Source organism: Brevibacterium sp., assembly GCF_022712115.1.
GTDB classification, from domain to species: Bacteria; Actinomycetota; Actinomycetes; order Actinomycetales; family Brevibacteriaceae; genus Brevibacterium; species Brevibacterium salitolerans.
Genome location: NZ_JALAHB010000197.1, coordinates 1 through 13447 on the forward strand (window position 1 = coordinate 1; position 13447 = coordinate 13447).

Sequence of the window (13447 nt, forward strand, 5' to 3'; positions counted from 1 at the left end):
CGGCGACCCCGCCGGCCCAAGCCGAGAGACTCCCGCGCCCCCGCCCGCCGCGGTCCGGGAGGCCGTTGCGCAGCATCTCCCGGCACACGGAGGCCAGCCCGGCGGCAGCGGTGCGCATGAGCGCCTCGCCTCTGCCGGCCTCGAGCAGGGGTCTCTCAGCGGCACGGATCGCGGCGGCCGAGTATGCGGGGAGGGGCATGTCAGCGCCCCTCTGCCGGCCCGGCAGCTCCAGGCACCTGCGCAGCATCGGCTGCCGCACGCTCGAGCCGACGCGCGGCGAGGTGGGCGAGGAAGAGCGCGTTGCCGCCCAGCCCCTCGTCGGAGTGCTGGGCCCGAGGCGAATGGTTGACCTCCTGCTCCGCGGGGTCCGTGCCCGGCATCGCCGCTCCCACGTGCCCGTACGCGCCCGAGACGCGGGCCAGCACCCGGGAGAAGTCCTCGGACCCGGCACGCGGGTGCGGCACGGCGTGCGCCCGGTCCCCGCCGAAGAGGTCCGCGAACGTCTGCAGGTAGAACCGGGCCTCGGCGTCGTCATTCACGGTGGCCGGCAGGCGCGTGTCGAAGGTGACGTCCGCGCCCAGCCCGTGCGCCCCCAGGAACCGCTCCGCGAACCGGGGCAGCTCCTCCGCGCACCGGGCGGTGGCCTCCGGAGAGAAGGTGCGGACGCTGATGGAGAGCTCCGCGGTGTCCGGGATGACGTTGGTCGCGGTGCCGCCGTGGAAGCTGCCCACCGTGAGCACCACGGGGTCGAAGGCGTTGAAGGAGCGGGACAGGTACTCCTGCAGCTGGCCGATGAGAGCGGCGCCGGCCTCGATGGGATCTAGCGCGTCCTCCGGCCGGGAGGCGTGGCCCCCGCGACCGCGGACGGTGACGTCCATCGCGGAGAACGCCGCCATGTAGGAGCCCTCGCGGGTGTAGGCGTGCCCCAGCGGCTGGTCGGCGGAGACGTGCAGGCCGTAGGCGCCCACCACCGGCACCCCGGCGGCGTCGAGCACACCCTCCTCGAGCATCTTCCCCGCACCGTCCCAGCCCTCCTCACCGGGCTGGAACATGAAGACGACATCGCCGGCGAGCGCGTCCCGCACGCCGTGCAGCAGGTGCGCCGCCCCTACGAGGCCCGCGGTGTGGAGGGCGTGGCCGCAGGCGTGCATGGTGCCGCGCTCGGAGGCGAAGGAGAAGCCGGTGGCCTCCGTCACCGGCAGTGCGTCCATGTCCCCGCGCAGCAGCACCGCCTGGTGGGACTCCGCCCGCCTCCCGCCGCGGAGCACGGCGACGATGCTGCTCAGCCCGCTGCCGGTGGTGATCTCCAGGTCCAGGCCGGAGAGCTCCTCGAGCACCTTGCGCTGCGTGGCCGGCAGGTCGAGGCCCACCTCCGCCTCCCGGTGCAGTGAGCGCCGCAGAGCCTGCAGCCGCGGCAGGACCGCCGTGGCATCGGCCGGGGTGGGCAGATGCGGTGCCGAGGTGCCGTGGGAGCCGTCCGTGTGTACCGCGGTCGCCGTGTGCTCTGTGTTCTCCGTGCGCTCTGTGCTGCTCATGCGCCCAGGCTAATCCGCTCCGGCCGGTCCGGCGGGTTCCCTGCCATATCCGAGACGACGGTGTGAGGAAGGAGCCATGCCGGAAAATTGCATAGGCAATCTATATAGATCTACGATGTTGGACATGCCCAAGGACACCGCACAGGAGCTCGCAGCGCGACTCATCGTCGGCGGGAGCGGCTTCGCACGGACCGCTTCACGCGGCGTGACCCGCGGCTTCTCCCTCGTGGCGATGCGCACGCTGTCCAACCTCAAGAAGGAGGGCGGCCTGCGGATCGGCGAGCTCGCACAGCGGGAGGGCATCGCCCAGCCGTCCATGACCAGCGCGGTCAACAGCCTGGCGAACGCCGGCCTCGTGACGCGGGAGCCGGATCCGGACGATGCGCGCGCGGCGGTGGTGACGCTCACCCCCGCCGGCAGCGCGGAACTCACCGCGTTCCGGCTGCGGACGGCGGATTCCGCGGCACCGCTCATCGAGGCCCTCCCCGCGGAGGACCTCGCGGCGCTCACCCGCGCCGCGGAGCTGCTGGACCAGCTCACGGAACAGCTGCGCAGCCGGTGAATCACCCGGCGCGGCAGCGGCCCGGCACCGCCCGCACGGCGGAGGCGGACACGATCCACACAGACGACAACCACAGAGGAGCTCCGACGCCCACGATGACAGCACAGACAGAGGCTCCGGCCCGCGCCGGCGCGAAGAGCGGCATGGCTGCAGATCACGGCACGGCGAGCACCGGCAGCGCGAAGAGCATGAAGCCGCACAAGGAGGGCTCGGTCCTCCACCAGCCGCCGGCGGTGTGGGCGATCGCCTTCGCCTGCGTCGTGTCCTTCATGGGGATCGGCCTCGTCGACCCGATCCTCCCTGCGATCAGTCACGACCTGAATGCCACCCCCGGCCAGACGATGCTGCTGTTCACCAGCTACCTGCTCATCACCTCGCTCGGGATGTTCTTCACCGGCTTCATAGCCAGCCGGCTGGGCGTGCGCACCACCCTCATCGTCGGCCTCGTGCTGATCGTGGCCTTCGCGGCATTCGCCGGAGCCTCCGGAACCGTCGGTGAGATCATCGGCTTCCGCGCGGGCTGGGGTCTGGGCAACGCGCTCTTCATCTCCACCGCGCTCGCCGCGATCGTCGGCGCGGCCAGCGGCGGCAGCGCGTCCGCGATCATCCTCTACGAGGCGGCCATCGGCGTGGGCATGGCCGTGGGCCCGCTGCTCGGCGGGGTCCTGGGCAACGTCTCCTGGCGCGCCCCCTTCTTCGGTACCGCCGCGCTCATGGCCGTGGGCCTCATCGCCATCGTCGCCATGCTCCGCACCGGCATGGCGCGCCCGGAGCCGGTCAGGCTCACCGCAGGCTTCCGCGCGCTGGGGAACCCGGCCCTGCTGACCTTCGGCATCGCCGCCCTCGCCTACAACTACGGCTTCTTCACGCTGCTCGCCTACTCTCCGTACCCGCTCGAGTCCGCCGCCGCGGCGCAGGGCATGGAGTTCGGCGCCCATGAGCTGGGCCTCGTCTTCTTCGGCTGGGGCCTCATGCTGGCGCTCTCGTCCGTGTTCGTCGCCCCGGTCCTCACCCGCAGGCTGGGCCTGCTCCCCACGCTCTTCACGATGCTGGGCCTGCTGGTGGTCTGCGAGCTCTCACTCGGCGCCTTCTCCTCCTCGGTCACGGGGCTGACGGTGACCATCATCGTCGCCGGCTTCTTCCTGGGCGTCCTCAACACCGCGCTCACCGAAGCCGTCATGGAGGCCACCGATCTCCCCCGCCAGGTGGCGTCCTCGACCTACTCGGCCGTCCGCTTCCTGGGCGGCGCGGTCGCGCCGGCGGTCTCCGGCAGCATCGCCGCCTGGCTGGGCACCCCGGGGCCCTACTGGTTCGGCGCGGCTGCGGTGCTCATCGCGATCATCGTCCTGATCGTGGGCCGCAAGCACCTGAGCCACCTCTCCCGCCCGCACATGAACGCCGAGGCCGAGGCCCAGGCGATCACGGCCGGCGACGAGGTCTGAGCGCACCTCCCCGTCGGGACGCGGGAAGCCTCCCCTCGAGCGCACACGCGCGATCGAGGGGAGGCTTTCCGTGTGCACCGGCCCCTGGACAGCGGCCGGTCAGTGCGCCGTGTCTGCCTCCCCGCTCCGCAGCCGTGCGACGAGAAGACTGAGGAACTCCGCGCGGACCCTGTCCGGTGCGCTGTCCGCCGGAGTGTGGATCTGGACGCTGCGCCGGCCCAGACCCGCCTCGCCCAGGCGGACGAATCGCATCCCGTCCTCCAGCCGCGGGCCCAGCGGCGAGAGGAACGCGAGGCCGCCGCCCGCACGCACGAAGTCGAGGAGGGCGGCGCTGCTGTCCGATTCGAAGACGGGATCGAGGGCGATGCCGCGCTCCCGTGCGGCCTCGGCCAGCAGATCACGCTGAGAGCTCTGCCCAGCGAGGAGCGCATAGGGGTGTGACAGCGCCTCGCCGAGGGTGAGTCCGGACCGTTCGGCCACGGGGTGGCCGGCGGGCGCGACGGCGTGCATGTCGACCTGCAGCGCGTACTCCACGCGGACCCCGGGCGTGAGTCCGGTGACGAAGCACGCGCCGATGTCCGCACGCGCCTCCCGGACCGCCCGGACCACGTCGTCGCTGGAGGCGACTGCGACCTCCACCCGCGCCTCGGGCCGCCGCTGCCGCAGGGATGCGGCCGCATGCGCGACCACAGGGCCGACGAACCCGCCGGAGCAGACCACGCGCAGCCGGCGGCTCCCGGGAGCCGCCTGCGCCAGATCAGCACGGAGCGCCTGCGCCTCGATCCTCGCCCGCCGCACATGCGTGAGCAGGCGGAAGCCCTGCGCGGTGAGCTCCATCCCCTGCCTGCGCCGGATGAAGAGCTGCGCTCCCAGCGACCGCTCCAGCTTGGCGATCTGCCGGCTCACCGCGGAGGCGTTGACCCGCAGTCTCCGGGCGGCGGCGCTGACGGAATCCGCCTCCGCGACTTCCCGGAAGTAGACGAGCTCCGCCGGCAGGAGGTCCTCGACCATGATGCGCCCCCTTCGCCCCTCTTCCTCCGAGCGCCGGCCGCGCCGGCACCGCCCGATCACGCCCCAGCGCCTTCCTTGCCTGAAATGCAACACACCCGTGCGCAATCGGCTGTGCCTGACACCACCAGAACGGTATCTCCTTCAGTAGATTGTCTCGAGTCGCTTCAGGCCGGCACCAGCAAATCGTGCAACTCGGTGCGCTCCGTGACCCAGTCCCGGACAGCTGCGCCATCAGTCATCGGAGACTTTCATGAGCGCTTCCATGCCGTCAGATCAACGGTGCCGCAGCAGGTTCCTCAACTCCATCGAGTGGCTGGGGAACAAGCTGCCGGAGCCCATGATCATCTTCCTCTGGCTCATCCTGCTCATCGCGGTCGTCTCCGCCGCGCTCGCCGCCGCCGGCGTCTCCGTCATCCACCCGGACACCGGTGAGGACGTGCCCGTGCGGAGCCTGCTCAGCGGGGACGGACTGGTCTTCGTCCTCGAGGACACCGTCTCCAACTTCGTGGGCTTCGCCCCCGTGGGAACCGTGCTGACCATCATGCTCGGCATCGGGCTCGCAGACAGGATCGGCCTGCTGGGCACCCTCATCCGCGCCGTCATGCTCGGCATGCCCGCATGGCTGCTGCCCTATGCGGTGTTCCTGGTCGCCAACGCCGCCACCATCGCCGCAGACGCCGCGTTCCTCATCATGCCGCCGCTCGCAGCCATCGTCTACCGCACGCTGGGCCGCAACCCCCTGGTGGGGATCGTCTCCGCATTCGCGGGTTCCTCGAGCGGCTACGGGTCCGGCTTCCTCATCACCTCGATGGAGCCGATGCTCGCGGGCATCACCAACGAAGCTGTCGCGATCATCGGCGACGGCCCCGTGGTCACGGCCGTCGACAACTATTTCTTCATGGTCGCGGCGGCCGTCCTGTGCACCCTGGTGGGCGGCTCCATCACACGGTGGATCGTCGAGCCACGTTTCGGGGCGTACACGGGTGAGCACACCGCCCGTGCGGAGCCCCTGACGACCGGCGAGAAGCGCGGCCTGTGGTGGGCCGGGACCGCCGCGGCGCTGTACATCGGCCTCGTGGCCGTCGCAGCCCTCGTGCCGGACTCACCGCTGCAGAACGAGGACGGCGGGCTCGTGCCCTCGTCCCTGCTCTCCGGCGTGGTGCCTATCCTCCTCGTGTTCTTCACCCTGATGGCCCTCGCGTACGGCTTCGGCTCGCGCACGCTCACCTCCGGCAGGCAGGTGGTGGAGCACTTCGCGGAGGCGATCGGCGGAATGCGCTTCTTCCTCGTCGTCATCTTCGTGATCTCCCAGTTCAGCGCCTACTTCAACTGGTCCAACATCGGCCTCTGGGTCTCCGTCAACGGCGCCGAGTTCCTCGTCGGCATCGGCGCCACCGGAGTGGGCGTGCTCGTGGGCGTGACCCTCATCTCCGCGCTGATCACGCTGCTCATCACCAGCGGCACAGGACTGTGGGCGATCCTCGCCCCCATCTTCGTGCCGATGTTCATGCAGCTGGGCTTCCATCCCGCCGCCGTGCAGATGGCCTATCGCATCGGCGATTCCTCGACGTCGATGGTCACGCCCCTCATGCCGTACATGATCGTGATCCTCGGCTTCATGCGCGAATGGGACAGGAAGCAGGGGCTCGGGAACGTCATCTCGGCCACCGTGCCCTACGCCATCGGGGTCTTCGTCGCCCAGTCCGCCCTCTTCCTGGTGTTCTACTGGCTGGGACTCCCCCTCGGTCCGGGGGTGGGCTTCCGGCTCGACTGATCCGCGCTCCCCGCCCGCACCCGCTCTCCTCGAAAGGCCGCATCCATGACAGCTCACTCCCCCACCCGCGCGGACGCCGTCGCCGCTGCACACGCTCGTGCGGACTCCGGCGCGCTCTTCACGGAACTCGCCCGGCGCGTCTCCCACCGGACCGTCAGCACCGACCCCCGGTCCTCGGCCGCCGTCCTCGACTATCTCGACGGCGAGCTGGGCCGCACCCTGAACGCGCTGGGCTTCGAGTGGCGCAGGTACGAGAACCCGGTCTCGCCCCGGCACCCCTTCCTCATCGCGGAGAGGAGCGAGGAGGACGCCGCGTTCACGGTCCTCATGTACGGGCACGCGGACGTGCAGCCGCCGCAGGCGGAGAAGTGGAGCGAGGGCCTCGACCCCTGGACCCTGACCGAGCGGAACGGCCGCTGGTACGGACGCGGATCCGCGGACAACAAGGGGCAGCACACCATCAATCTCGCCGCCCTGGAGGAGGTCCTCGCCCTCTCCGGCGGCCGCTTGGGCTACAGCGTGAAGCTGCTCGTCGAATCCGGCGAGGAGACCGGATCGCCCGGCCTCAGCGAGTTCTGCGCGGCTCACCGTGAGGCCCTCGCCGCCGATGTCTTCCTCGCCTCCGACGGTCCGCGCATCTCCGCGGAGTCGCCCACCGTCTTCCTCGGCTCACGCGGCACCACCCTGCTGCGGCTGCGGGTGGATGAGAGGGAGCGCTCCCACCACTCCGGCAACTGGGGCGGCGTGCTCTCCAACGCCGGGACCATCCTCGCCGGTGCGCTGGCCTCACTCACGGATGCACGGGGACGGCTCCTCGTCGAGGAGCTCCGTCCCACGGAGATCGACCCTGCAGTGCGCCGCGCCTGCGCCGCGCTCGAGGTGGGAACCGACCCCGGCGACCCCACTCTCACCGAGGGCTGGGGAGAACCCGGGCTCACACCCGCAGAAAGGCTCTTCGCCTGGAACACGCTCGAGGTGCTCGACTTCCTCTGCGGCGACCCCCACAGCCCGGTGGGCGCGATCCCGGGCACCGCCCATGCGGACCTGCAGTTCCGCTACGTCGTCGGCTCCACGGCTCCGGCCGAGGTGGTCCCCGCAGTGCGCGGGCACCTGAACGCGCACGGATTCGACCGTGTACAGGTCGAGGACCGCGGCGGGATGGACGCCACCCGGCTGAGCCCCGAGAGCCCGTGGGCACGGCTGGCGATGGACTCGATCGCCGCCACCACCGGGGCCGAGGCCTCGCTGGTGCCGAACCTGGCCGGCACCATCCCGAACGGAGCGTTCTCCGACGTGCTGGGGCTGCCCACGGTATGGATCCCGCACTCCCACCCCGGCTGCGCCCAGCACGCTCCCGACGAGCACATGCTCGCCTCCCTGGCGCGGGAGGCGATGGGCATCATGGCCGGTCTCTTCTGGGACCTCCGCTCCCACCGGCCGTGAGCCGCCGATCTCAGATCGCCCTGATGCTCAGGTTTCCCCTCCGCTTCGCCTTCACCATCTGCACAGCGAGGACGAGAGCCACGAGCACTGCCCCCAGGAGGTCGTGGAGCATGTTGGTGTTGAGGAGGAGCAGAGCGCCTGCCGTCATGACGATGCGCAGGTACCACGCCATGTCCTCCATGAAGTGACCCTCGATGGCCGTGGACAGAAGCAGGATCGCAGCCAGCGCGGTCGCCACGACGGCGATGCCCGTCACCACGTCCACCCCGCGCAGCAGCAGATCCGGGTTGAACACGAAGATGTACGGGATGACGAAGCCCGCGGCCGCGAGCTTGAGGGAGGCCATGCCGGTCGCCATGGGCCTGCCTCCGCTGATCCCGGCCGCGGCGAAGGCCGCCAGCGCCACCGGGGGCGTGATGTTGGCGAAGAGTCCGAAGTAGAAGACGAACAGGTGCGCCACCAGCGGCTCCACGCCCAGAGTGACGAGGGCCGGCGCCGCCATCGTCGCCGTGATGATGTAGGCGGGGATGGACGGCAGGCCCATGCCCAGCACCAGGCAGGCGAGCATCGTGAACACCAGGGTCCAGAACAGCACGCCGCCGGAGAGCGAGACGATGGCGCTGGCGAGCGTGACGCCGAACCCGGAGATCGTCACGACCCCCACGATCACACCCACGGAGGCGCAGGCGATGGCCACGCCCAGAGCGGACAGGGTCCCCTCCTCCAGCGCTTCGAGGATCTGGCGGACCGACATCCGCGTGGACTTCCGCAGAGTCGCCACCACCACCGTCACCACGATGGTGAGGAAGGCGGAGAAGAGGATGGTGCGACCGGAGAAGAACAGCATGTACAGCAGGAACGCCAGCGGGATCAGCAGGTGGCCGCGCTCCTTGAGGACGGAGCCCACCGCCGGCAGGCTGTCGCGTGAGATCCCCTTGAGCCCCATCCGAGTGGCGCGCAGGTGGATCTGAGCGATGAGGCTGATGTAGTAGAGCAGCGCCGGCACGATCGCGGCGAGCGCCACCGTCGTGTACGGGACGCCGATCGTCTCGGCCATGATGAAGGCGGCCGCGCCCATGATGGGCGGCAGGATCTGCCCGCCCACGGACGCCGTGGACTCGACGGCACCGGCGAAGGTCCGGGTGTATCCCACCTTCTTCATGAGGGGGATCGTGAAGGCACCGGTGGAGACGACGTTGGCGATGGCGGAGCCATTGATCGACCCCATGAAGCCCGAGGCCAGCGTGGCGACCTTCGCCGGTCCGCCTCGCCCCTGTCCCGCGATCGCCAGCGCCAGATCGTTGAACAGCTGGCTCATGCCCGATTTCGCGAGGAACGCTCCGAACAGGATGAAGAGGAAGATGTAGGTCGAGGAGACGCCCACCGCCGTGCCGAAGATGCCCTCCGTCGTCGCCATGAACTGATAGGCGAGGGTGTCCCAGTCGTAGCCGCGGTGGCGCAGCAGTCCCGGCATCTCACGGCCGTAGAGGCCGAAGGCGATGAAGAGCAGCGCCAGCACGGGCAGCGCCCATCCGGTGACGCGGCGGGCGGCCTCCAGCACGAGCACCACCAGCAGCGTCGCCACGACGATGTCGCCGGTGGTGAAGCGGCCCGCCTGCAGGACGAGCTGCTCGTAGTTCTGCCACAGGTACCACGTGGGCACCAGGGAGAGCAGGGCCAGCACCGCGTCCGGAATCCTCCACCAGCTCTGGCGGGCGCGCTTGGCCGGCGGGTACAGCATGAATGCGAGGAACAGGATGAGGCTGACGTGGATCGACCGGTGGATGAGGGTGGGAGGAGTCCCGAAGTACGCCGTCCACAGGTGGTAGAGCGCGGTGAAGACCGCCACCCCGCTGAGGAGGAGCACCAGGGGCTTCCACTCGGTCGTCCGGGTCTGCGATTCCGTGTCGTACTTCGCGGCGGCCTCGGCCGCCTGCTGCTCCGCCGCCCGGATGGCGTCCTCGTCTCCGCGGTCGAGGGTGATCGGAGCAGCCTCCGAGGCACGGCCGCCGGCCCCGTCCGGAGCGACTCCGCCGGGCGCGGCGCCCGGGCCTTCCGCATCTCCCGGCCCGGACGAGCTGCCGGTCCTGCGCGACTCTTCGGTCATAGTGGCCTCAACTCCAGTGGTTCGCGATCCGGCAGGGTGAGCGGATCGATGACGTCGTCCTCCCCGTCGATCCCGATCCGGTAGTCGACGCGGTGCGAATGGATCCAGCGGACCGCCTCGAACTCGCGGTCGATGCCCTCGATGGAGACCCAGCCGTCCTCCAGCCGCACATCGCCCTCGTCGAGCGGCATGCCCGCTCCGTACTCCTTGAATCTCGTGGCGACCAGCCGCAGCACCTCACCGTCGTACTCGAAGGTGTCCGTCCACCTCGAGTGCTCGATGGAGTGCACCCACGAGTGCGTGATGCGCGTTCCGCTCCTCAGCGGGAACCGCCCGTACTCCTCGCCGCTGTGCTGGTGCCGGCAGACCAGAACTGCGCCCTCGGCCTGCCCCGTCCGGTCAGGTGCGGAACCCTCAGCCTGAGCGACCCTGCCGGTGCAGCCGCTCAGCACAGCACCTGCGGCGGCCGCCACTGACCACTGCAGCAGCCGCCGCCGCGCAGGATGCGGCCCCGGCTGCGGGGTGCTCACAAGCCGGAATCTTCAGTCTTCACGTCCTCCGGCGCAGTGGTTGCACCCGGCACAGTGGTGAGGTCCACACCCTGCTCCTCGAAGTACTTGGCGGCACCGGGGTGCAGCGGGACGACGAGCCCCTCCGTGATGGTCTCCGGCGTGATGTTCTCCGCCTCCGAATGCGAGGAGTGCACGCGGTCGAGGTTGTCGAAGATCGCCGCCGTGATCTCGTGGACGGCGTCCTCGCTGAGCTCTGAGGAGACGAGCAGATGGTTCATCACGCTCACGGTCTCCACGTCTGCCTCGTCCTTGTACGTCCCGGCAGGGATCGTCGCCTCCTGGAAGAAGTCGTACTCGTCCAGCAGCGCGTCCCTCCCCTCCCCGTCGATCGGCACGGTGATGAAGTCCGTGCTCGTCGCCAGCTCCGTGAGCGAGGGATTGGGCAGGCCCGAGGTGGCGAAGAGCGCCTCGATGTGCCCGTTCGCCATCTGGTCCGTCGCCTCCGCGTAGTCGAGGTAGTCGGCGCTGAGGTCGTCGTAGTCCATGTCGTAGGCGCCCAGCACCATCTGAGCGTTGAGCTCCACCCCGGAGCCCACATCGCCCACCGCCACATTCCGGCCGGCCAGATCCTCCACGGACTCGATGCCCGAGGCCTCGGTGGCGATGAGCTGGACCGTGTTGGGGTAGAGCGTGCCGATGGCCATGAGGCCCTCCCGCGGCTCGCCCTCGAACGGCCCCGTGCCCTCGAGTGCCTGCACCGTCGCGTCACCCATCGTGAACGCGAGCTCAGCGTTGCCGTCGGTGATGAGGTTGATGTTCTCCGCCGAGGCGCCGGTCGCCTGCACGGAGGTGTCGGACCCCAGCTCGTCCTTGAGCAGATCCGAGAGCGTGGCCCCGATCTGGTAGTACACGCCGGAGGACCCTCCCGTGGCGATCGTGAGGAACTCGGCGTCGAGGCCGCCCACCTCGCCGTCGCCGCCGGCCTCCGCCTCACCGCCGCTGCCGCCGCAGGCACTCAGCACGAGGAGTGAAGCCGCCGTCATCGCGATCCCCGCAGCTGTGAGGCGTCATCGTCTCATTTTCACTGTCTGCTCCCGATAGTCGGCTGGTAGATGCATGTGAGATCACACAGACACTACTGTAACCGCACTCATCGAAATTCGCCTCCTCGGGGAGACAGAAGCCCCTGCCGTATTCCCACCCGAGCCGCAGCGCCGACGGCATCCAACCGGCCTGCCTCCACCTGCACCACCGGCGGGACCGAGGCGGCGTCCGTGAGCTCGGCGGCGGCGAGGCAGCCCGCTGCGATGATCGCGTCCGGCTCCGCGAGGACGAAGGCGGCCGGAGCGCGGCCGGTCACGATGAGCTCGGCCAGCACGCTGGAGCCGGAGGACGAACCCTTGGACGCCTCGAGCACCAGGATCCGCCCCGTCACGAGCGTGCCGTGGTGCGGGTGGTGGACGTCAGCGATCCGCCCAGTGGCGTCCACCCCGCCCCAGAACGACACCGGCGCGATCCGCAGAGGTCGCCCCTCCACGGTCGCCGGGCCGTCCGGATCGGTCACCCGCCCGTCCGAATCGGTCACCGGGCCGACCGGATGGGTCGCCCATGCTGGACCGCTCATACCGCCCGGGACGAGCACACGCGCCTCCATGCGGACCTCGTCCCCTGCGGCTCCCACCGCCGTGACGAGGCATCGCCCTGCCGCGGGCTCTCCGTGCGCACACCGCTCTCCGCCGCCTGTGCCGGCCACCGCCTGCGATTCCGCCGCGCCGCTCACGGCACACACCCCGTCCGGGCCGCCCGCACACACTCCGCGAGCGAACCGAAGGCCACTGCGACGCCGATGTTCCCGGGCGCGTAGTGGGCCCATTTCGCGGAGTTGGTCATCACCGCACGCACGGTCTCGTCCTCCAGCGGGTGCAGATAGGTGCACGTGTCGGTGACGATCCGGACGCCGGCCGCGTCCAGGACGGCGGCGTCCTCTGCGCTCTGCTCCTGCAGATGCGCGAGCGTGACCCTGCCGGTGCTCACCCACACCGGCACCCGCAGCCGGGCGTCCTGCGGCCTCCTCAGTTCGCTCGCCAGTGCGCGCAGCTCGGCCAGAGAGGCATGCGGGGTGCCGAGGCTCACCGCGTCGATGCGCTGGCCGGGCGGCAGACCGCTCAGCTCACTCCGGGCCCGGGCGAGGTCCTCGTCGGTGAGCGCCGCGGCCGGGAGCCCGGCCTCGGCGACAGCGCGCTCCGCACGAGCGGCCTCCGGCGTCACGCCCTCCACGTGGAAGAGCGCGACCCCGCCTGCCGAGGCCGCCGCCGCACCCAGAGCCTTGAGCCCCTCCTCGCCCGGCACCTCCGCGAGCCCGCTGATGAACGGCACTCCCGTCCCGGCCCGCGTGCCCGCAAGGTAGCCCAGCAATGGGAGCACATGCTCACCGCGCTCGGTGATCCGACTGCAGTCCAGGTGCAGTGTCGGCCGGCGGTTCTCCTCGAGGTGCAGTCCGGCGAGAGGGGCGAATCCGGTGATCGCGGCGCAGATGTCGAGGAAGTCGCCGTAGCGGTCGGTGCGCGCACCCAGCACGGAGTTGGCGAAGACGATGGCGTTCGACTCCGCCCAGGCGATGTGCTCGCCCTCCTCCGGTCTGCTCGGCAGGTGGTAGGGCGCGCAGGTCCACGTCTGCTGCACCCCCAGCTGCGCGTAGAGCTCCATGAGGCGCGCACCCTGCCGGGTGGTGAGCTCGCCGCGCGGCCGGAACTCGCGGTGCAGGAGGTCGACGGAACCCACGTTGGCGGTGGTGGGAACGGCGCAGGCGGCCCCCAGGTCGGCGAGCCTCCGGGCATAGGCGAGGCCGGAGTCCCCGTGGTACAGGCAGGAGTCGATGTGCGCGCGAGTGATTCCGACGAGCCGTTCCGCACCCTTCACCCGGGCGATCCCCGCGACCATCCGCATCGCCATCGCGACCGCGGGACCGCGAGCGCCGTCGAGCATCCCCTGCTGGGCCGGGGTGAGAGTGAGCATACGCCCGAGGCTACCGGGCCTCGGCGGCGAAGGCTCCCCTGCAGGT

The 13447-nt window shown here is 70.5% G+C and carries 11 protein-coding genes and 1 pseudogene; 4 read left to right on the plus strand and 8 right to left on the minus strand.

The features are described 5' to 3' along the window. Together Q0A33_RS11130 and Q0A33_RS11135 are read right to left on the minus strand one after the other, a co-directional pair. Positions 1-199: pseudogene (locus tag Q0A33_RS11130) on the minus strand (hypothetical protein); the annotation flags it as partial. 1 nt (position 200) lies between these two features. Beyond that, positions 201-1535, minus strand: a complete 1335-nt coding sequence (locus Q0A33_RS11135) for a M20 family metallopeptidase (protein ID WP_291796371.1) — start codon at positions 1533-1535, stop codon at positions 201-203. Between the two features lie 124 nt (positions 1536-1659). On the opposite strand from Q0A33_RS11135, the gene Q0A33_RS11140 reads away from it, so the two are divergent. Next, on the plus strand, positions 1660-2097 hold the full coding sequence (locus Q0A33_RS11140) for a MarR family winged helix-turn-helix transcriptional regulator (RefSeq protein ID WP_291796374.1): 438 nt from the start codon (positions 1660-1662) through the stop codon (positions 2095-2097). Between the two features lie 188 nt (positions 2098-2285). Further along, positions 2286-3539 (plus strand): MFS transporter, encoded by a 1254-nt coding sequence (locus Q0A33_RS11145; protein ID WP_291796483.1) that lies wholly within the window; start codon positions 2286-2288, stop codon positions 3537-3539. A gap of 99 nt (positions 3540-3638) precedes the next feature. Here Q0A33_RS11145 and Q0A33_RS11150 read toward each other — a convergent pair whose 3' ends face one another. After that, complete coding sequence (locus Q0A33_RS11150; protein ID WP_291796377.1) at positions 3639-4550, minus strand: LysR family transcriptional regulator; 912 nt, start codon at positions 4548-4550, stop codon at positions 3639-3641. Positions 4551-4812: 262 nt separating this feature from the next. Here Q0A33_RS11150 and Q0A33_RS11155 point away from each other — a divergent pair, with 262 nt between their 5' ends. Both Q0A33_RS11155 and Q0A33_RS11160 read left to right on the plus strand, forming a co-directional pair. Then, a complete protein-coding gene (locus Q0A33_RS11155) occupies positions 4813-6324 on the plus strand; it encodes an AbgT family transporter (protein WP_291796380.1) in 1512 nt (503 codons plus the stop codon). 45 nt (positions 6325-6369) lie between these two features. Beyond that, a complete protein-coding gene (locus tag Q0A33_RS11160) occupies positions 6370-7767 on the plus strand; it encodes a M20 family metallopeptidase (RefSeq protein WP_291796384.1) in 1398 nt (465 codons plus the stop codon). 10 nt (positions 7768-7777) lie between these two features. Here Q0A33_RS11160 and Q0A33_RS11165 read toward each other — a convergent pair whose 3' ends face one another. The 5 genes from Q0A33_RS11165 to Q0A33_RS11185 form a co-directional block, all read right to left on the minus strand. Then, the gene (locus Q0A33_RS11165; RefSeq protein WP_291796387.1) at positions 7778-9874 is read right to left on the minus strand and encodes a TRAP transporter permease; all 2097 of its coding nucleotides are present in this window, start codon (positions 9872-9874) and stop codon (positions 7778-7780) included. Beyond that, on the minus strand, positions 9871-10164 hold the full coding sequence (locus tag Q0A33_RS11170) for a DUF1850 domain-containing protein (RefSeq protein WP_291796390.1): 294 nt from the start codon (positions 10162-10164) through the stop codon (positions 9871-9873). The genes Q0A33_RS11165 and Q0A33_RS11170 overlap by 4 nt, the downstream gene beginning before the upstream one ends. A gap of 236 nt (positions 10165-10400) precedes the next feature. Continuing rightward, entirely contained in the window at positions 10401-11429 is a 1029-nt protein-coding gene (locus tag Q0A33_RS11175; RefSeq protein ID WP_291796393.1) for a TAXI family TRAP transporter solute-binding subunit, read from the minus strand. Positions 11430-11536: 107 nt separating this feature from the next. After that, complete coding sequence (locus Q0A33_RS11180; protein WP_291796396.1) at positions 11537-12166, minus strand: DUF126 domain-containing protein; 630 nt, start codon at positions 12164-12166, stop codon at positions 11537-11539. Then, complete coding sequence (locus tag Q0A33_RS11185) at positions 12163-13401, minus strand: aconitase X catalytic domain-containing protein (RefSeq protein ID WP_291796399.1); 1239 nt, start codon at positions 13399-13401, stop codon at positions 12163-12165. Before Q0A33_RS11185 ends, Q0A33_RS11180 begins: the two co-directional genes overlap by 4 nt. Positions 13402-13447 lie beyond the last annotated feature (46 nt).